Genomic DNA, 20,741 nt, shown 5'->3' with positions numbered 1-20,741 from the left:
TCTATTCACTATCTTTGACCGTAGAAATTTTTATGTCCTTTAATAGCTCCCGAATGACATAGCTCGCCATTATAAGACCGGCAACAGATGGCACGAAGGCATTCGAAGAAGGCGGCATCTTTGCCTTTCTTATCTCTGCATCCTCTTTCCCAACTACTTTTCGAACGTCCTCGCGAATGACGATTGGACTTTCATCTGAAAAAACTACCGGTATTCCTTTTCTAATACCTTCCTTACGTAAACGTGTGCGAATGACCTTTGCAATTGGATCCGTATGAGTTTTTGAAATATCCGCAATTTGAAAACGAGTCGGGTCCATTTTATTAGCTGCTCCCATACTTGAGATCATTGGTATATTTCGCTTTAAACACTCTTTCATTAGATGAATTTTATACGAAATAGTATCTGAAGCATCCACTACAAAATCCAGTCCGTATTGAAAGATTTCTTCATACGTTTCCTCTGTATAAAACATTTTTAATGAAATGACTTCACACTCAGGATTGATATCCATAATGCGTTCCTTCATCAAGTCGGCTTTGGGTCTTCCCACTGTGGAAAGTAAGGCAATGATTTGACGATTCACATTTGTTATATCAACATCATCTTTATCAATTAAAATGAGACGTCCCACACCAGAACGTGCAAGTGCCTCAGCAGAAAACGAGCCTACTCCACCGATTCCTAATACCGCAACTGTACTTCCTTTTAATGTATCAATTCCTTCCTTTCCAATCGCAAGTTCATTGCGGGAAAATTGGTGCAACATCTTCATCACTCCAGCATCTATATTTATGTAATAGGTTTCAAACTTATTTTTCTCGATATGACTATACCATACTCACAAACAAAAACAAGTCTAAGAAAGATATATAAAGAACATCAAAAAACCCCCATGCGGATAGTGGCATAAGGGTGTAATGGTTATTTAATTAGAGTAAGAATCCCAATCGTGCCGTCGCTCGATGCCTTCGTTTTGATCCCGCATAAGCAGGTGGGTGTTCTGTTCCAAGCTTTTGTAAGTCCTAAGCCAAAGGCATTTACGCCACTCGGAAACTCAAACTCCCGTAGTAAAGCTGTTGGTCAAAACTTTAGGTAATACCACGAACACATCAGGATTCTTATGTTTGATTAAACTATATCATACCTTTATATAAGTTTCAAGATGACTCTATTGGACAGAAATATTACGTTTTAATGACAGATGAAGGTCAGAAAGCTGCGCCTCGCTCACTTCACCCGGAGCATCTGTTAATAAACAACTTGCACTAGCAGTTTTTGGAAATGCAATCGTATCTCTTAAATTGGTTCTGCCTGCTAAAAGCATGATAAGTCTGTCTAGCCCAAGAGCAATACCACCATGAGGAGGCGTTCCGTATTCGAAGGCTTCAAGCAGGAAACCGAACTGAGCTCTAGCTTCCTCTGGAGAGAATCCTAAAATACTGAACATTTTTTCCTGAACATCTCTTTCAAAAATACGCAGAGATCCTCCCCCAAGCTCATAGCCATTCAGTACAAGATCATACGCCTGTGCTCGAACAAGACCTGGATTTTCGTCTAATAAGTGAAGGTCTTCTCTTACTGGCATTGTAAATGGATGGTGAGCCGCATAGTAACGTCCATCTGCCTCATCATACTCTAGTAATGGCCAATCGGTAATCCATAAGAAGTTGAATTTGCTTTGATCGATTAATTCAAGCTCTTTTCCAAGTTTTAATCGAAGAGCACCTAATGCATCTACCACCACACTCTTTTTGTCAGCTACAAATAGAAGTAAGTCTCCCGATTCAATTGATAACGCAGACTTTATTGCCGATTGTTCTTCTTCGGTAATAAATTTAGAGATTGGTCCTTTTAGTCCGTCCTCTTCTGCTTTTAACCAAGCCAACCCTTTTGCTCCATAGACGGCTACAAATTCAGTTAATGCATCGATATCTTTACGAGAATACTTGGTCGCAGCCTGCTTCACATTAATAGCCTTTACTTGGCCACCAGATGAAACCGCACCTGCAAAGACCTTAAAGCTAGAATCCTTCACGATTTCTGAGAGATCCACTAGCTCCATTTCAAAACGAGTGTCTGGCTTATCGGATCCAAAACGTGCCATCGCCTCTTGGTATGGCATACGCTCAAACGGTGTCTCCACTTGCAATCCCTTTACCTTTGACATCATTTCAGTCATCATATCTTCCATCAAGGAAATAATATCATCTTGGCTCATAAAGCTCGTTTCAATATCTATTTGAGTAAATTCAGGCTGTCTATCTGCACGAAGGTCCTCGTCACGGAAACATCTTGCAATTTGATAATACCTTTCAAAACCACCCACCATAAGAAGTTGTTTAAATATTTGCGGTGATTGTGGCAAAGCATAAAACTCCCCTGGATGAACACGACTAGGTACTAAATAATCACGTGCACCCTCAGGCGTACTTTTTGTTAGAATTGGAGTTTCTACATCTAGGAACCCTTCACGATCAAGGAAGTTACGAATAATTTGAGTTACTTGATGACGCATTTTAAATGTTTCAAACATTGCAGGTCTTCTAAGATCCAAGTAACGATATTTCAAGCGAACATCCTCAGATACATCCGTTTGGTCTGCAATTGTAAATGGAGGCGTTTTAGCCTCGTTTATGATCGTAACCTGCTTTGCTTGTACTTCAATTCGACCTGTTTGCAGGTTTTCATTGATTGTACCAGCTTCTCTAGCGATAACTGTCCCAACTATATCCAATACATATTCATTTCGAATTTTTTCTGCTAAAGCTAGAGCCTCTGGTGAAACCTCTGGATTAAACACCACTTGGATCATTCCCGTACGGTCACGCAAGTCGATAAAAATTAATCCACCCAAATCGCGGCGTCTTTGCACCCAACCCTTTAACGTAATACTTTCACCAATATGCTGTTCTGTTACCTCTCCACAAAAATACGTTCTACCGTACATATTCCTATCTCCCTTTTTTATAAATTGCTGAAAATTCTTCCATAAATGTATCTAACGGTACTTCAATTTGATTTCCACTTTCCATGTCCTTCACGCTGATTTTATTCGCTTGAAGTTCATCATCTCCGAGGACTGCTACATACTTGGCTTGTAAGCGATCCGCTGTCTTCAACTGAGCTTTGATTTTTCGATCGAGATAATCTCGTTCCGCAGAAAAACCTGCTTTACGCAGTTCATGTAAAAGCTTTACGGTATAGTCCTTGGCTGCCTCCCCTAATGAAGCGAGAAAACAATCAATTCCCTGTGTTACTGGAAGATCAATACCTTCCGCATGAAGTGCTGCCAAACAGCGTTCAATGCTAAGTGCAAAGCCAATACCAGGAGTTTCTGGTCCACCACTTTCTTCTACAAGCCCATTGTATCGTCCGCCGCCACACAGAGTCGTAATGGCTCCAAACCCTTCAGCATCACTCATAATTTCAAAAGCCGTTTGATTGTAGTAATCGAGACCTCTTACAAGATTCGGATCGACTTCAAAATCAATTCCAAGGTCAGCTAAATATTGTTGAACTTTATCAAAATACTTTTTAGAATCATCATTTAAATATTGTAGGATGGATGGTGCTGTAGCCATAAGCTCATGGTCACGATCCTTCTTACAATCAAGAATACGAAGAGGATTTTTTTCTAGTCTTGATTTACAATCGCCACAAAACTCATCAATTCTTGGTGAAAAATGATTGATTAAAGCCTCTCGGTGAGCATTTCTACTTTCTTTGTCACCAAGGCTATTGATAATTAGCTTTAGCCTTTTCAAGCCTAATGATTGATAAATACTCATAGCAAGAGCAATTACCTCTGCATCAATAGCAGGATCTGCACTACCAAGCGCTTCCACACCAAACTGGACAAATTGACGGTATCTCCCTGCCTGTGGTCTTTCATAACGGAACATCGGCCCCATGTAAAAAAGCTTCACTGGTTGATTAGCGTAACCAAACATTTTATGTTCGACAAAAGAGCGTACCGCAGCTGCTGTTCCCTCTGGACGTAGCGTTAAGCTTCTTCCACCACGGTCCTCAAACGTATACATTTCCTTCTGGACAATATCCGTTGTATCGCCTACACCCTTCGTAAAAACTTCTGTATGTTCAAAGATCGGTGTACGAATCTCTTTATATTGAAATCTCTCGCATAAATCTCTAGCAACATTTTCAATAAATTGCCATTTTTCAACTTCTCCTGGGAGAATATCTTGTGTTCCTCTTGGTAGCTTTAACGCCATTTGGAACCCCTCCTAGCTATTTTTTATGTAAATATAATCGTAAGAATGCAAAAAACTCCCGTCCCTTGTACTATTACATACAAGGGACGAGAGTTAAAATCCCGTGGTGCCACCCTAATTGAAGCAACTCAGAAAGAAGCCACTTCCACTTTTACAGTTAACGCCTGTCAACGTTCCTCTCCTACTAAATCATATGATTGTTCGAAGCGAAGCCTACGGAGTGTTCTTTCATTAAGCCACAATGTGGAAATGCTTTCAGCCTTTTGACATTTCCTCTCTTTTCACGTGGGAGTTTAATTACTTTGCTCCATCAAACGGTTATTCGTCTTTTAATATTAGTTTATATATTACGTTCGAGTATTCAGAATGTCAAGATATATTACAAAACTTACGATCTCTCTAATCTTTTTTTCAGCTTTTTCACATCTCGAATCGATAGACCAAACTCACTTGCTAACTCTACCATATTTGAGTTTTTTTCTTTTTGGATAAAATCATGAAAGTCAACACCAAAAATTTGGTTATCTCCATCATGTGTAGAAAACGCCTTATCACTATATCTCATATGTTATCACCCCGTCTATTATATCCCCTTTAGTTTGTCCCTTTTTTAAGAAAAAGTTTCAGCTAATTAACATTGTTCATTTTTTTTAGGGAAAAAATACTCGCATCGTATTAACATATGTAAATTCTTCCTTTATTATAGAGGTTGGTACTTAAAACTTATACATCAATACCCTTACTTACCATTTATCAGGGAGGGAGATTCACACTTGTACAAAAATAAATACATATTGTTTTTTCTAACGTTTCTTCTTTTATGCAGTCTAGCACCCATTAAACCTGACTTAGCATTTGCTGAAGGACCAACCGTTGAAATTACAACTGACACGCTAAATGTTAGAGAAGGCCCTGGACTTAGTTATAAAATCCTTGAATTGGTGAAACGAGGGGACCGTTTTTCTGTAATAGAGGAAAAATCGGATTGGATTCAAGTATCCTTAAATTCCTCAGGAAAAAAGGGGTGGGTTGCCGCTTGGCTTGTTAAAAAGCATTCTGCAAGTGAAGTTTCATCGTCAAAGAGTGGAATCGTTACAGCGAATCAACTCCGTGTTCGATCAGGCCCTAGCACCTCTTACAAGGTAGTATCCACTTTATCTCAAGGCGCTACTGTCACAATTATTAAAACAGAATCAAACTGGCATCAAATTAAAACCTCTACTGTAACAGGTTGGGTGGCATCGGAATTTATCCAGGATATAAAAACCGATACAGGTGGCTCAAGCAGTAGTCAACAGACCGGGAAGGTAACTACAAACAATCTAAATGTTCGTTCTACTTCCTCCACATCAGGTAATATCCTTGGAAAACTTCAAAAGGGTAGCACGGTTTCGATTCTAAGCGTGGAAAGCAATTGGGTAAAAATACAATATAATGGACAAGCTGCTTGGATCAGTAAAGAGTTTGTAGAAATTAGCTCTAATTCTTCTCAACCTTCCGTTCCCAATCAACCCAGCACAACCTCTTCTAGTGGGGTGATTGGGACGATTACGGCAACTTCTCTGAATGTTAGAAGTACAGGTTCCTTAAGTGGTAAAATCGTAGGAACCGTTTCAAAAGGACAAGCATTTGAAATTTTAGCTGAAGAAAATAATTGGGCAAAAATTAAGTTAACAAACGATCAATTAGGTTGGGTTGCTAGTTGGTATCTTTCCAAGGAACAGTCTTCAACCACTACTAAGGTGGATGTTGAAGAAAATAGTACTGTAACGATCCTCTATAACGGAACAAACATCAGAAAATCGGCCACAACAAACAGTTCAGTTATTAGTAGGGCAAATGCCGGTGAAACTTTTACCGTTCTTTCTGTGCAAAAGGACTGGTACGAAATTCAGTTGAAAAATGGATCAAAGGGATTCATAGCGGGATGGCTTGTAACAGTAAGTGGAGCCTCTCAGCAAATTGAGAGACCCGGTGCAGAACAATACTTAAAAAATAAAGTAATAGTTATTGACCCTGGTCATGGTGGTCGTGATACAGGAGCTACAGGGATTAAAGGCAGTTATGAAAAGAACTTGACGTTGAAAACCGCTCAACTACTGTACGATAAACTAAAAACTGCAGGAGCAAATGTAGTAATGACTCGAAATACGGATTCGTATTTATCGCTAAGCTCACGGGTTGGTATGTCACATACACATGCAGCAGATGCGTTCGTTTCCATTCACTTTGATAGCATTCTCGACTCCTCGGTTCGTGGGATGACTTCTTATTATTATCATAACTATCAGCAAAATTTAGCTACTGCTGTAGGCAAAGAGGTTGCAAGTTTCACAAAGCTAAAAGATCGTGGTGTTCGCTACGGTGATTATCATGTGTTAAGAGAAAATAAACGTGCATCCGTACTTTTAGAATTAGGCTATTTAAGTAATTCTGCGGAAGAAACATTAGTTAATTCAGTGAGCTATCAAGCAAACGCAGCCACCGGAATTTACCAAGGTTTAGCAAAATACTTTAAATAAAAAAAAAAGCGAGTTCACTTGAACTCGCTTTTTACTTGCTCTCAATGATCAATGTGACCGGGCCGTCGTTAATAAGATCTACGTCCATCATTGCTCCAAATTGACCTGTTTCAACCTTGACTCCTTGATCCCGTAACAATTGATTAAATTGATCGTATATCACACTAGCATGATCTGGATGGGCAGCCTCCATGAAATTAGGTCTTCTCCCTTTGCGACAATCACCGTATAAGGTGAACTGAGAGATGGATAAAATTTCTCCTTCGACTTGAGACAAGGATAAATTCATTTTCCCTTCCTGATCTTCAAACACACGAAGATTGACGATTTTTTCTGCAACATACTTTGCATCCTCCGTTGTGTCACTGTGAGTAATACCGACCAAAAGAACGAATCCTTTTGTAATTTCCCCTATCGTTTGACCATCTACTGTCACGCTAGCTTTTTTGCTTCTTTGAACAACCACTCTCATAAGAGTAAACTCCTTAACCTTCTAATTCATTACTCTGCGAACAGAATATATATCAGGAATTTGCTTAATACGTTCCACGACCTTTTGTAAATGACTAACATTATTTATAGCAATAGACATATTGATGGTTGCCATCTTGTTTCGGTCTGACTTTCCAGCAACCGCTGATATGTTCGTTTTTGTTTCATTCACTGCCTGTAGGACTTCATTTAATAATCCGCGACGATCATACCCACTGATTTCAATGTCCACATTATATTCCTTTTTATTATTTAAGCCTGTTTCCCATTCAACCGGAATCAGTCTAGCCTTGGCATCCTCAGTATCGATGTTTGAACAATCCGCACGATGGACAGAGACACCACGGCCTTTCGTTATGAAGCCAACAATCTCGTCTCCTGGAACAGGACTGCAGCATCTAGAGAGTCGGATAAGAAGATTATCTATTCCCGTTACCCTCACTCCTGATTCTCTCTTTTTCGTCGAAGGGAATGACTTTAATTCTGACACTGCATTAGAAATCGTGCTGACTTGCTCAAGATCTCGCTTCTTTCTCCATTTCTCCGTCAAGCGATTAGCTACTTGAAGAGCAGTGATCCCGTTATATCCAACGGCCGCATACAAGTCATCTTCATGGAAAAAGTTAAACTTCTCACTTACTCTTTTCACATTTTCAGGTGTTAAGATTTCCTTGATATCAAAATCCATGCTTTTAATTTCTTTTTCAACCTGCTCTCGGCCCTTTTCAACGTTTTCATCCTTACGTTGCTTCTTAAAGAATTGACGAATTTTATTTTTGGCTTGTGAAGTTTGAGCTAACTTTAACCAATCTTGACTAGGACCATACGAATGTTTTGAAGTTAAAATTTCGATAATATCCCCTGTTTTCAACTTGTAATCAAGGGTCACCATCTTACCGTTCACCTTTGCCCCAATTGTTTTATTCCCAATTTCAGAGTGGACACGATAAGCAAAATCAATTGGTACAGAACCAGACGGTAGCTCAAATACATCACCTTTTGGCGTGAATACGAACACCATATCAGAAAATAAATCAATTTTTAAAGATTCCATAAACTCTTCAGCATTTGCTGTATCATCTTGGAATTCTAATATCTCTCTAAACCATGTTAATTTTTCTTCAAGAGAGGAGCCTTCGTTAACTGATTTTCCTTCTTTATACGCCCAGTGTGCAGCAATACCAAATTCAGCGATTTCATGCATATCAAAAGTTCGTATCTGAACTTCTAATGGGTCACCTTTAGGTCCAATAACAGTTGTATGAAGGGATTGATACATATTTGGTTTCGGCATGGCAATATAATCTTTGAATCGTCCAGGCATTGGCTTCCAGCAAGTATGAATGATTCCTAGCACCGCATAACAATCTTTTATCGAATTTACAACGATTCTTATTGCAAGCAAATCATATATTTCGTTAAACTGCTTGTTTTGAATGGCCATTTTTCGATAAATGCTATATATATGTTTAGGGCGCCCTGAGATTTCTGCTTTAATCAAAACTTCATCCAGGCTAACTCGCATTTCCTTTATTACATCGTCTAAGTATTGCTCACGTTCTGCACGCTTTTTCTTCATCAAATTGACAATACGGTAATACTGCTGAGGGTTTAAGTAACGAAGTGCAGTATCCTCAAGCTCCCATTTAATTTTAGAAATCCCTAGACGATGTGCTAATGGTGCGAAAATTTCTAAAGTTTCATTTGATATACGTCTTTGCTTTTCGACTGGCAAATGCTTTAACGTACGCATATTATGGAGACGGTCAGCCAATTTAATTAAGATAACCCGAATATCTTGAGCCATAGCTACGAACATTTTCCGATGATTTTCTGCCTGCTGCTCTTCATGAGATTTATACTTAATCTTCCCGAGTTTTGTAACACCGTCGACAAGCATGGCAACTTCTTCACCAAATTCTTTTGCTAGGTCTTCAATGGTTACATCTGTATCTTCAACGACGTCATGAAGAAAACCCGAAGCAACCGTAGCTGGGTCCATTTCCAAGTCAGCCAATATTCCTGCAACTTGTATGGGATGAATAATGTACGGTTCACCGGATTTACGATATTGTTCACGATGAGCATGCTTTGCGAATTCATATGCCTTTTGCACATATGCAGCATTTTCATCATTTAAATATTTCTTCGTTCGATCGATGACTTGTTCGGCGGTCAACACTTGATCATTCGCCATATAATCACCTTTAACTTTCTATGATACCCCAGAAATGTGAGGATTATTTTTTTATTAAAAATAAAACTAATATTGTTACTATTATCGAAAAAAAAACTCGATATGTAAAGGGAAAGCCTGTTATTTTTCTGGGAAAATTAAAAATAATGTCGAACCATGTCATTTCCGATCCAAATATATGAAAAAAAGCGCAACGATTGCTGCGCTTTTTTGTCTATTTTAGTATTCCATTAAAGTTAGAATATCATATCCATCTAATTTGTTTCTTCCATCTAAATATGTTAACTCAATTAAGAAGGCAATTCCTGCAACAACTCCACCTAATTGCTCTACAAGTTTAATCGTTGCATCAATCGTTCCACCTGTTGCCAGCAAATCATCCGTAATTAATACACGTTGTCCTGGTTTAATGGCATCCTTATGGATCGTTAACACATCACTACCATACTCAAGACCGTAGTTTACTTTTACTGTTTCTCTTGGTAGTTTTCCTTCTTTTCTAACTGGAGCAAATCCTACCCCTAAAGAATATGCCACTGGGCATCCGATAATAAAACCACGTGCTTCTGGACCTACAACGATATCAATATTTCTTTCTTTTGCGTAATCTACAATTCGATCAGTTGCGTAACGATACGCTTCACCGTTATCCATTAATGTTGTAATATCTTTAAACTTAATCCCTGGCTTTGGCCAATCTTCTACAATTGTTACATACTTCTTTAAATCCATTACTTTACTTCCTCCTCAATTTCCACCGAGCCTCGAATACATTCATCCAACCAGGAGTGAAGTACCTGATAGGAGGAATATAATAATTCTTGTTCAAGCGCTAAATCTTCTTGTTTTTTCTGATATGTTTTAGAGCTCGTTAGATCTCGTTTATGACTGCTAGTGTTAAGTGTAATAAATCCATTGTTTATTTTAACAAAATCTAGTTCAAAAAACACCTGTGACATAAAATCAATTGTTTCTCTTGACCAGCCACGGTATTTGGCTAACTCATCACCGTATTTTTTCAAATCAAAAGGTGCTTTTTTTGATAAAAATGCATAATACCATTTAAAATGATCCCGTGTTGGAATCGTACTAAAATAGTCACTTGCCTCTTTGTAAAAATGGGCATAAATTCTAGCAGGTTTTTTTCCATTCAGTAATGCTGTCAACAATTCCTTCGATGTTGGCAGGTCATATAAAACGATATACTGATCATCAATATCCATATTTCTAGCTTGCTCAACCGTCTCAATAAGATGCAACCGATCTGAAAGTGCCTGTTTTATATTCTCTGAAATCTGGTTATTAAAGCTAATCCACTTGCTAGTAGGAACCATTTCCTTCAGCTTACCGACCTGCTTTATTCCTCTATAATCAAATAATTGCCATTCATCTATGGCGAGGTCATGTAAAAAAATTTGGGGCTTCCTTATATTATTCCATTCATTTATAGACAATTCACCTACGACTGAGAGCTTCGATTGTGGCGAAATATGATCTACCTTTTCACCTAAATGAAAACCGATTCCGTCTAGGATGGCGCCTTCATGTTCTAGTGTTAGTTTTAAATGGCTTTGATTGGCACCGATTTTCTTCATTTGCGATATTTTCGCATCTCTTAGCAAAATTTTTGGTTTTTTATTACTTGTCCCAAATGGCGCAAGAAGTTGTAGCTCTTCTAACGCATTTAGCTGTACATCTTTAATCGACATTTCTAAATCAATTACCGTGATTGGAATGAAATCTTCCTCAGACAATTGATTTACTGCGAGTTCATTTAATCTTGATCTTAATTCATCCACGTCCTCAAGTTTGAGCGTCATACCTGCCGCCATTGGATGCCCACCAAAATGAGGTAGAATCTCTCTGCATGTGGAAAGATTCTTAAATAAATCAAATCCTTCAATGCTTCTAGCCGAGCCTTTAGCAATACCTTTCTCCCGATCAAAGCTTAACACAATCGTTGGACGGTAAAAGGCTTCTACTAATCTAGATGCAACAATCCCCACTACTCCTGCATTCCAGCCCTCTTGTCCAACAACAATAACAGAATTTTCTTCGATTGGATAGAAATCATTTACTTGTTGAATCGCTTCATCAGCAATACTAGAAACAATTCGTTGACGTTCCTTATTGTACGAATCGATTTCCTCTGCAAGCATTTCCGCTTCATCTAAGTCTTTGGATAAAAGTAAGTGAACGGCTGGATCCGCAGAGTCTAACCGACCTACTGCATTGATACGAGGTCCTATCGTAAAACCAATCGTTTCCTCATCTATGGTTTGTTGTTCAATACCAGCTTGTTTACAAAGGGCCATGATCCCTGGTCTACTACTGCTTCTTAGCTTTTTTAACCCTCTTTTAACTAGATAGCGATTTTCATCAACCAAAGGGACAAGGTCAGCAATCGTTCCAATCGCTACAAACTCAAGTAGATGCTCAGGAAGTTGTCCTAATAACGCATGTGAAAGCTTAAAAGCTACTCCTACCCCAGCTAACTCTTTAAAAGGGTATGTACTTCCTGGTAGCTTTGGATGAATAATTGCTAATGCTTCAGGTAGAATGGGACCTGGTTCATGATGATCGGTAATAATCAAATCCACACCAAGACTCTTTAAGACACTTGCCTCATGTACAGCTGAAATACCGGTATCCACAGTGATTATTAGTTTCACTCCACTTTCGTGAGCATGACGAAAAGCGGGTTCGTTTGGACCGTACCCTTCTGTAAAACGATTAGGAATATAAAAATCGACAATTGCACCTAGTTCCTTCAAAGTAAGCATCATGACAGAAGTACTTGTTGCACCATCGGCATCATAATCACCAAAAATTAAAATCGGTTCTTGGTTTTCAATTGCTTGATGAATTCTATTAACCGCTATGTCCATCCCTGTTAATAAATATGGATCATGACATTGTTCTTCATGTTCATACAAAAATTTTTTAGCTAGAGATGCTGTATCTAATCCTCTTCGTACAAGCAATGAAGCTACAAGAGGAGATATCTTCAATTCACTACAAAGCTCATTCACATTGTCTTCACTTTTATGCTGTTGAACACTCCAGCGTGATTTTGGCTTTAACATTCCTTCACCCCTTAGCTTATCTATTATATACTGAGGCTGTCTACTGTTTCAATGGAATGGTTTCTCCAGTTGCAAATAAAAAAGCCTGCATTAAAGCAGACTCTTATTTAATCATAAGTAAAGTCGCTATTATCCGGATTGTAAGGATTGATATGTACAAACACATTTTCAACATGCCTTTCTTCCATTAGCTTTTGCTTTACCTTTTTCCCTACCCGATGCCCTTCTTCGACGGTTATCAAAGGATCGACAGATATTTTCAAATCGATAATCACATAGTGGCCATGTTCCCTTGCGTGTAACTCATCAATTTTTTTGACCTCTGGTATGCTTTCAACAATCTTACGAAGCTCTATTGTATCTTCTTCATGTAAAACATGATCAAGAGCATTGTGAATCGATTCACTTCCCAGTTTCCATGCTAATTTTAAAATAAGAATAGATACGAATAAGCCAGCTACAGGATCTGCATATACGAGCCAGCCAATAGCAAGCTTTTCTCCTAAAATCGCACAGCCAATCCCCACTAACGCGGCTAAAGACGAATACACATCTGACCGGTGATCATAAGCAGTTACAATTAATGCATCACTGTTTAACTTCTTCCCCATCGAGAAGGTATAACGGAACATGGTCTCTTTAATGACAATTGAGACAATCACAGCCACAAGAGCAATTAATTTAGGGGCTTCAATTGGTTGGAAAAACGCTTGAAAGGATGATTTCCCAATCTCAAACCCAACTAAAACCAATAATACAGCCACAATAATAGCAGCGATTGACTCCGCCTTACCATGTCCATATGGATGATCTTCATCTGGTGGTTGTTTAGCAGCACGCAGTCCAATAAAAACGGCTAAAGAGCCAGCTACATCTGAAGCCGAATTAACAGCGTCAGCAACTAAAGCCCTACTGTTTGCATACACACCGATGACCCATTTCAAGACAGCTAAAATCAGATTCCCGATAATCCCTATGATTGCTACAAATTCCGCTTTCTTAAATCGCTCTTGATTTTCCAATACTAACGCCCCTTCAACCCATTCACTACCAATTAGTTTAACCAAAAAATCCTATTCAAAAAGAGAAACCACAGAGAAATATTCCCTGTGGTTCTAGAATTAAACCTGTGGCTCGTCTGTTCTTTCTCTTTTTACTTTTTCAGTAATTAGAACTCCCTTTTGCTTAAGTTCTTTGGCTTTCATCACTAGCCATAGTTGAGCTGCAATAAAAATAGAGGAATATACACCAACAACTAAACCAATTAGCAACGCTAATGAGAAATTAAGAATGGAGGAACTTCCGAATAGCAATAAAGCAACAACGGCAATAACTACGGTTAAAACCGTATTTACTGATCTTCCTAATGTTTGACGTAAACTACTATTTACAACATCAGCAAGTTCTTCATAAGCTTTAATTCTCTTTTTCTTCGCCAAGTTTTCTCTCATCCGGTCAAATGTCACAATTGTGTCATTAATCGAATAACCGACAATGGTTAAGACGGCTGCAATAAACGTCAAATCTACCTCAAGTCTTGTAAAACTAAACAAAACAATAATGAAGAAAACATCATGTAAGAGGGCGACAATTGCAGCAAGGGCCATTCTCCATTCAAATCGAATCGATACATAGAGAATAATTCCAATGGATGCAATAGCTACTGCAATCATTGCATTTTTAGCTAACTCTTTTCCAACCACTGGAGAAACCGTGCTGATATTCGGTTCTGAACCGTACAATTCTTTAAAGTGTGCTTTAAGATCAGCAATTTCTTCTTTTGGGAGTACGCCTAAAAAGCGAACCACAGCAACGTCATTATTGTCACCAGACATGACAATATTTTCAGCTTCAAGATCAAATTTCGCAAATTCTTGTTTTAACTGTTCGGTTTCAATTGGTTTATCGGAAGGTACTTCCACCCTCGTTCCACTTGCAAAGTCAATTCCTAGATTTAACTTAAACAAGATCAGAACGACCAGTCCGACTGAGAATAAAACACCTGAAATGATAAAGATGATTTTATGATTTTTCACAAAATCCCAGCGATCGAATCTTGTAGGTAAATCGATGGCATCGTACCCTTCAGAAATATCTTTCATATCTTTCTTTCTTACGCCAAACCAGGTAGGACGTTGGTCTAAGAAACCACTTTTCACCCACAAACCAAGCAATAGACGTGACGCAAAAACAGCCGTAAGGAAGCTTCCTAAAATCGAGATAATTAACATCGTTGCAAACCCTTTAACAGAGCTTGTCCCATAGAAAAATAATACTCCAGCGGCAATAATGGTCGTGATGTTAGAGTCAAAAATAGTCCAAAACGCACCTTTACTTCCCACTTCATACGCCGACTTAACCGTTCTTCCAACCTTTAGTTCTTCCTTAATTCTCTCATACGTAATAATGTTGGCATCTACAGCCATACCCACCCCTAGGATTAGAGCTGCTATACCTGGTAAAGTTAACACTCCATTCATCCAATCGAAGATCAGGAGAATTAGGTAAATATAAAGAGATAGTGTAATAACAGCAATAAATCCTGGTAAACGATAAAAGAAAAGCATGAACAAGAAAATGATACTAATTCCTACAATTCCAGCAAACACCGTTTCATTTAGTGCTTCTTCCCCGAACTGAGCACCAACAGAGGTTGAATAGACTTCTGTAAGTTTAACTGGCAGCGCTCCGGCATTTAATAAGGAAGCTAACGTCTTTGCTTCTTCTAATTCAAAATTTCCTACAATGGAAACCGTATCTTGATTAAACACTTGATTTACATTTGGATTGGACAGAAACTTTGGTTCTTCCTTGGCTACTTCTGCTTGATAGGAATCTTTCCCTTCTTCAAAGTCTAGCCAAATAATTAATTGATTCTGAGGAGCCATTCCAACGATTTCTTGTGTCACTTCTCGGAATTTATCGGCACTCTTTAACTGCAGAGAGATGCTAGGCTTGTTGTTTTCATCAAAGGTTTGCTTCGCACCACCCTCTACTAAATCTGTACCATCCATCATGATTTCATCATTAGCATTTCGGAAGGTTAAATTCGCTTCTGTGGAGAGAATTTCACGTGCTTTCGTTTGGTCTGATACTCCGGCAAGCTGAACACGAATCCGATTATCACCCTCAATTTGAATGACCGGCTCACTTACCCCTAGCACGTTAATTCGATTATCTAACGCCTCTACCGTACTATTTAAAACTTCTTGGTCAATTTCTTGGCCTTTTTTAGCAGGTTCCACTTCGTAAAGGACTTCAAATCCTCCTTGAAGGTCTAAACCTAGTTTTATATTTTTTAAAATACTATTCGTAGTTGTCCCAATTGTACTTGCAAAAAGAAGCAGCAATAACAAAAAGGCCACAATTCTACTGCGTTTGACCATTATGTATAAATCCTCCTTAAAATGTAACCCAGGCAAGGTAACAACATGCTACCTGCTTGTATTTTCTATTCTAATATTATGAAACAGATAGGAAATAGTGTCAATTTATGGACATGTATGTAGTTATTTCAATAATTCCCTTCTCTCTTCATCATTCGCAAGTGAAAATTCATCTGACTTAAATGCTTCAACAGTCGCATAATTCATATATTCTCCAACATTTACAGAGAGAATATCTGCGACTATCTCATAGACCTTGACGTCCTCCTTCGGCTTTCTCCACTTCTTCTTACTTAAGAACTCCCAAAGACTATCTTGACTGATCGTCCCATACCCAAGAAGGGAGAACTCTTCCATCTTACTAATTAATGCTGGGTGTACTTCTTTACGAAAACGATCGTAGCTTTTGTCCATTTCCATATCGAGCCGCCTCCAAATACTAGAGTATAAAATATAGAGAAATTTATAATACCTTGTCATGCTTTGTCCACCTGGGTGCATATAGTTAATTGTATATGATTATACCTATTTTGAGAAGGCAGGTAGCGAGATGTCGAAGTTTTTAAAAGGAACAATAATTTTGTTAGTTGCCGGCTTTGTAACAAGAGTTCTTGGTTTTATTAATAGGATTGTGATTGCAAGGTTTATAGGCGAAGAAGGCGTAGGACTATATATGATGGCCTTTCCGACTCTTATTCTTGTTGTCACCCTCACACAACTTGGCTTACCGGTGGCTATTTCAAAAAATATTGCAGAAGCAGAGGCAAAAGGTGATACAAAAAAAATAAAACAAATACTTGTTGTTTCCTTAGCAACAACATTTACTTTATCCCTTATCTTTACTCCTGCTCTATTTATGCTTGCACCGTACTTATCAGAAACTCTTTTTACAGATCCACGCACACATTTACCATTGCTCGCGATTGCTCCAATCATTCCAATCGTTGCACTTTCTTCCGTGTTAAGAGGATATTTCCAAGGAAGACAAAATATGAAACCTTCTGCCATTTCACAAGTGATTGAACAAGCGGCAAGAATCACATTGATAGCTGTATTAACAAGTATGTTTATGCCATATGGGGTAGAGTACGCGGCAGCAGGGGCGATGGTTGCATCTGTAATTGGAGAGCTCATCTCATTGATTTATTTAATTACTTCATTTAAGCTCAAAAAACAATTTCGGATTAGAAATAAATTTTTCAAACATGTACAAGAAGGAAAATCTACGTTTCAAGAACTGATGGGTGTGGCGTTACCAACGCTAGGAAGTCGTATGATTGGTTCCATTGCGTGGTTTTTTGAACCGATTGTCGTCACACATAGCTTAAGCATAGCTGGTGTTGCGGCCATCACTGCAACAAAGCAATATGGAGCATTAACTGGCTTTGCGATGCCGCTTTTACTATTGCCATCGTTTATTACTTTATCGTTGTCGACGTCGCTCGTTCCGGCAATCAGTGAGGCAAATTCGCAGAACAATAAAAAGCTGATTGAATATCGATTACAACAAGCTCTACGCTTTGCTTTTTTGACGGGTGGATTATCGGTTGTGATACTCTATGTATTAGCTGAACCGCTTATGGAAGTTATGTATGGATCTTCAAGCGGAGCGTACTTTATTCAAATCATGGCACCATTCTTCCTTTTCTATTACTATCAAGGGCCATTACAAGCTACTCTACAAGCACTTGATCTAGCAAGGGCTGCTATGATTAACTCGCTCTTTGGTTCTGTTGTAAAAACAGCTGTTATATTTTTATTAGCAAGTCAGCCAAGCTTTGGGATTAAAGGGGCAGCATTAGGAATTGTATTCGGCTTTTTAGTAGTGACTCTTCTCCATTTTGCAACCGTTCTGAAGAAGATTTCATTCACCTTTTATATTTGGGATTATTTACTAACCTTTGCTAGTATGGGTGTTTCCGGATGGGCTGGTTTATCCTCTTATAATTACTTCAAAGCGGACTTGCCATTATCACTTAATGTGATTGTAAGCTGTACGGCCATTACTATCTGCTATACACTACTTATTATCATTGCTGGACAAATTAAAAAAGAAGAAATGACCCGAGTTCCTTTTATTGGAAATGCATTATCAAAACTAATTATGCGTTAAAAAGAGGTGAACGCCTGATCACCTCTTTTTTGTATCTATTATATCTACAAAAAACTTTCCATCTTGATAGCTGCAAAAGGAAACTTCTTTTACTTGAGTATATCCCAGTTTCTTTAATTCCTGAAGAAGCCAGAATTTATTTTTCTCTATACGTTGTAAATTACTTTCTTGAACCTCCCCATCCAATATTAACGGGATGGTAATTCCCCCTTGATTCTGGCTTTTTTCGTAAACAGATAGCTTTCCTGATGTTTCAAGTATTGCAAATTCAACATCAGCAATATTACGAATATCCTTGTCTCTTAACTGCAAAAGGAGATCATCGAAATTGTAGCGTTGTTTTCTCATTTCATGTTCATCAATTTTTCCATTGTTAATAATGATGGAAGGCTTCCCATCTAGCATATCCCTAACCTTTTTACTTTTTAATGAAAAAAAGGCCAAGGTGATTTGAATAATCATGAGCACAGCCATCGGTAAAATATTATTCACGATTGTTTCTTCTGGCTTTTCAATGCCGACGACCGCTATCTCTGCAATCATAATATAGACAACCAAATCTAATACATTTAATTCTCCAAGCTCTCTCTTCCCCATCAGTCGAAAAATAATAGAAATAACACCGTATAAAAGAATAGTACGAACAACAATTAAAACATATTGATCCAAAAGAAACGCTCCCTTTATGTTCATTCATTTTATTGTTTGCAAATCTGCAGAAAACATGAACAAAATGTGATTCTATTTAGAAAAGCTCATGAATATGCTTGTACTAAGCAATTACTGAGAAAAGTTAGAAGGGAGAGGGGTCCAATCGAAGAATCGAAAAATTTTGGCAACGCCGTACTATACGGGGTCATAACTGTCTTTTTGTTTGCAATTGTAAGTTCGGTTATATTTTCCTTAATTCTCCGATTTACACCAACTAGCGAATCTTCATTACAATTTGTTATTACTGGTGTTTCATTTATCACATTGTTTTTAGGCGGGTTCGTGTCAGGAGGAAAAGGGAAGCAAAAAGGCTGGTTAGTTGGAGGCCTCACTGGCATTGTATACACCACAATCATTTTTTTATTTCAATTTTTAGGGATGGATAGTTTATTTTCTTTTGAAGAAATCGTTTATCATGTTTGCTATATTTTAACAGCCATGATGGGCGGAATATTAGGTGTAAATATAAGTACCACTTCTAAAAGAACTGCCTAATAGAATAAGAATAAAAGAGGCAAACCCGTTAAGGTCTGCCTCTTTTTATGTGTTATGCATTTGCTACAGAGCTAGATTCAGTTACTTCTCTAATAGCAGCGCGGTCGTATGTAAGACGACTTCCATCACCACATTTAATAACTACCTTGCCTTCGTCTAATGCATCGACTGTTCCGTGTAGGCCACCAATCGTCACGATTTTATCCCCTTTTTTCAGGTCGCTTTGCATTTGCGAAACCGCCTTTTGACGCTTTTGCTGTGGACGAATTAACAGGAAGTAAAATAATGCAAACATTAGGATTAATGGACCCAATGTACCTAATAGTCCTTCCATTGTCTAACCTCCTTTCAATATCTAATCAATTTAGAAGTTTTTTGCATTCGGCTGATTAAAGCCATATTGCTCAAAAAATTCTTCTCTGAAGTCCCCTAAGCGATCTTCTCTGATCGCTTGTCTGACATTCTCCATTAATTTTAACAGAAAATATAAGTTATGGTAAGTTGTAAGTCTTATTCCGAACGTCTCATCACAACGAATCAAGTGACGAATATACGCACGAGAATAGTTTTTGCATGTGTAGCAATCACAATTTGGATCTAGAGGTCCAAAATCTCTTGCATACTTCGCATTCTTTACAACCAATCTACCTTCACTCGTCATCAATGTTCCGTTTCTAGCTATTCTAGTTGGTAGAACACAATCAAACATATCAATCCCTCGAATAGCTCCGTCGATTAGAGAATCTGGCGAACCTACGCCCATTAAGTATCTTGGCTTATTCGATGGTAATAGAGGGGTTGTGAACTCGAGAACTCGATTCATAATATCCTTCGGTTCACCAACAGATAGGCCTCCAACTGCATATCCTGGGAAATCGAGTGAAACAAGGTCACGGGCACTTTGTTTCCGAAGTTCTTCATATTCTCCACCTTGAACAATTCCAAATAATCCTTGATCCCCCGGACGTTGATGCGCACTTAAGCATCTTTCTGCCCAACGCGATGTACGTTCGACCGATTTCTGCATATACTCATACGTAGCAGGGAATGGTGGACATTCATCAAAGGCCATCATAATATCCGAGCCTAATGCATTTTGAATTTCCATTGCTTTTTCTGGTGATAAGAAGAGCTTGTCACCGTTTAAATGATTTCTGAAATGAACTCCTTCTTCTTCAATCTGGCGAAACTTACTTAGAGAAAAAACTTGGAATCCACCAGAGTCAGTTAAAATGGCCCGATCCCAGTTCATAAACTTATGTAGCCCACCAGCCTCTTTAATAATCTCGTGTCCAGGTCGAAGCCATAGATGATAGGTATTACTTAAAATAATGCCTGCCCCCATCTGAACAAGTTCTTCTGGTGACATCGTTTTTACCGTTGCAAGTGTTCCTACCGGCATAAAGACAGGTGTGTCAAATGAGCCATGTGGTGTATGTACTCTGCCTAGCCTTGCCCCTGTCTGTTTACATGTCTTTATTAATTCGTAACGAATAGCCGTCAA

General features: G+C 38.4%; 17 protein-coding genes, 1 other RNA gene and 1 other annotated feature. Of the genes, 3 read left to right on the top strand and 15 right to left on the bottom strand.

Annotated elements, in window-relative coordinates; genetic code table 11:
* Position 1: 1 nt before the first annotated feature.
* From M3175_RS01895 to M3175_RS01875, 5 genes are all read right to left on the bottom strand, one after another.
* Positions 2–769 carry a tRNA threonylcarbamoyladenosine dehydratase gene (locus M3175_RS01895; RefSeq protein WP_119709233.1) on the bottom strand — a complete coding sequence of 256 codons (768 nt, stop codon included), beginning with the start codon at positions 767–769 and terminating at the stop codon, positions 2–4.
* Between the two features lie 170 nt (positions 770–939).
* Positions 940–1,122, bottom strand: a non-coding RNA gene (gene ssrS / locus M3175_RS01890) — 6S RNA.
* A 49-nt stretch (positions 1,123–1,171) separates the two neighbouring features.
* Positions 1,172–2,950: an aspartate--tRNA ligase gene (gene aspS / locus M3175_RS01885; RefSeq protein ID WP_251514092.1), complete on the bottom strand. Its 1,779-nt coding sequence runs from the start codon at positions 2,948–2,950 to the stop codon at positions 1,172–1,174.
* A gap of 4 nt (positions 2,951–2,954) precedes the next feature.
* Positions 2,955–4,235: a histidine--tRNA ligase gene (gene hisS / locus M3175_RS01880; protein WP_251514090.1), complete on the bottom strand. Its 1,281-nt coding sequence runs from the start codon at positions 4,233–4,235 to the stop codon at positions 2,955–2,957.
* 79 nt (positions 4,236–4,314) lie between these two features.
* Positions 4,315–4,559: a binding site (T-box leader), on the bottom strand.
* Between the two features lie 64 nt (positions 4,560–4,623).
* The gene (locus M3175_RS01875) at positions 4,624–4,800 is read right to left on the bottom strand and encodes a hypothetical protein (protein WP_162927792.1); all 177 of its coding nucleotides are present in this window, start codon (positions 4,798–4,800) and stop codon (positions 4,624–4,626) included.
* Between the two features lie 208 nt (positions 4,801–5,008).
* Between M3175_RS01875 and M3175_RS01870 the strand changes: the two genes are divergently transcribed.
* Positions 5,009–6,757 (top strand): N-acetylmuramoyl-L-alanine amidase family protein, encoded by a 1,749-nt coding sequence (locus M3175_RS01870; RefSeq protein WP_251514088.1) that lies wholly within the window; start codon positions 5,009–5,011, stop codon positions 6,755–6,757.
* 31 nt (positions 6,758–6,788) lie between these two features.
* On the opposite strand, the gene dtd is transcribed toward M3175_RS01870, so the two are convergent.
* The 7 genes from dtd to M3175_RS01835 form a co-directional block, all read right to left on the bottom strand.
* Positions 6,789–7,229: a D-aminoacyl-tRNA deacylase gene (gene dtd, locus M3175_RS01865; protein ID WP_251514086.1), complete on the bottom strand. Its 441-nt coding sequence runs from the start codon at positions 7,227–7,229 to the stop codon at positions 6,789–6,791.
* Positions 7,230–7,250: 21 nt separating this feature from the next.
* Positions 7,251–9,446: a RelA/SpoT family protein gene (locus M3175_RS01860; protein WP_251514084.1), complete on the bottom strand. Its 2,196-nt coding sequence runs from the start codon at positions 9,444–9,446 to the stop codon at positions 7,251–7,253.
* Positions 9,447–9,665: 219 nt separating this feature from the next.
* On the bottom strand, positions 9,666–10,178 hold the full coding sequence (locus tag M3175_RS01855) for an adenine phosphoribosyltransferase (RefSeq protein WP_251514082.1): 513 nt from the start codon (positions 10,176–10,178) through the stop codon (positions 9,666–9,668).
* Positions 10,178–12,532, bottom strand: a complete 2,355-nt coding sequence (recJ, locus tag M3175_RS01850) for a single-stranded-DNA-specific exonuclease RecJ (RefSeq protein ID WP_251514080.1) — start codon at positions 12,530–12,532, stop codon at positions 10,178–10,180. The genes M3175_RS01855 and recJ overlap by 1 nt, the downstream gene beginning before the upstream one ends.
* A 107-nt stretch (positions 12,533–12,639) precedes the next feature.
* Entirely contained in the window at positions 12,640–13,554 is a 915-nt protein-coding gene (locus M3175_RS01845; RefSeq protein WP_251515230.1) for a cation diffusion facilitator family transporter, read from the bottom strand.
* Between the two features lie 99 nt (positions 13,555–13,653).
* The gene (gene secDF, locus M3175_RS01840; protein ID WP_251514078.1) at positions 13,654–15,918 is read right to left on the bottom strand and encodes a protein translocase subunit SecDF; all 2,265 of its coding nucleotides are present in this window, start codon (positions 15,916–15,918) and stop codon (positions 13,654–13,656) included.
* Positions 15,919–16,041: 123 nt separating this feature from the next.
* On the bottom strand, positions 16,042–16,338 hold the full coding sequence (locus M3175_RS01835; protein ID WP_285852101.1) for a post-transcriptional regulator: 297 nt from the start codon (positions 16,336–16,338) through the stop codon (positions 16,042–16,044).
* Positions 16,339–16,468: 130 nt separating this feature from the next.
* On the opposite strand from M3175_RS01835, the gene spoVB reads away from it, so the two are divergent.
* The gene (gene spoVB, locus M3175_RS01830; protein WP_251514074.1) at positions 16,469–18,031 is read left to right on the top strand and encodes a stage V sporulation protein B; all 1,563 of its coding nucleotides are present in this window, start codon (positions 16,469–16,471) and stop codon (positions 18,029–18,031) included.
* An 18-nt stretch (positions 18,032–18,049) separates the two neighbouring features.
* Here spoVB and M3175_RS01825 read toward each other — a convergent pair whose 3' ends face one another.
* Positions 18,050–18,700: a DUF421 domain-containing protein gene (locus tag M3175_RS01825; RefSeq protein ID WP_251514073.1), complete on the bottom strand. Its 651-nt coding sequence runs from the start codon at positions 18,698–18,700 to the stop codon at positions 18,050–18,052.
* Between M3175_RS01825 and M3175_RS01820 the strand changes: the two genes are divergently transcribed.
* Positions 18,692–19,237: a TIGR04086 family membrane protein gene (locus M3175_RS01820; protein WP_306663933.1), complete on the top strand. Its 546-nt coding sequence runs from the start codon at positions 18,692–18,694 to the stop codon at positions 19,235–19,237. The two genes, M3175_RS01825 and M3175_RS01820, sit on opposite strands and share 9 nt — an antisense overlap.
* Positions 19,238–19,289: 52 nt before the next feature.
* On the opposite strand, the gene yajC is transcribed toward M3175_RS01820, so the two are convergent.
* Both yajC and tgt read right to left on the bottom strand, forming a co-directional pair.
* Positions 19,290–19,571, bottom strand: a complete 282-nt coding sequence (gene yajC / locus M3175_RS01815) for a preprotein translocase subunit YajC (RefSeq protein ID WP_251514071.1) — start codon at positions 19,569–19,571, stop codon at positions 19,290–19,292.
* 30 nt (positions 19,572–19,601) lie between these two features.
* Positions 19,602–20,741, bottom strand: a complete 1,140-nt coding sequence (gene tgt, locus M3175_RS01810) for a tRNA guanosine(34) transglycosylase Tgt (protein WP_251514062.1) — start codon at positions 20,739–20,741, stop codon at positions 19,602–19,604.

The organism is Robertmurraya korlensis (assembly GCF_023715225.1).
In the GTDB taxonomy this organism is placed as follows: domain Bacteria; phylum Bacillota; class Bacilli; order Bacillales; family Cytobacillaceae; genus Robertmurraya_A.
This window is presented reverse-complemented; position numbering and strand designations above follow the sequence as displayed.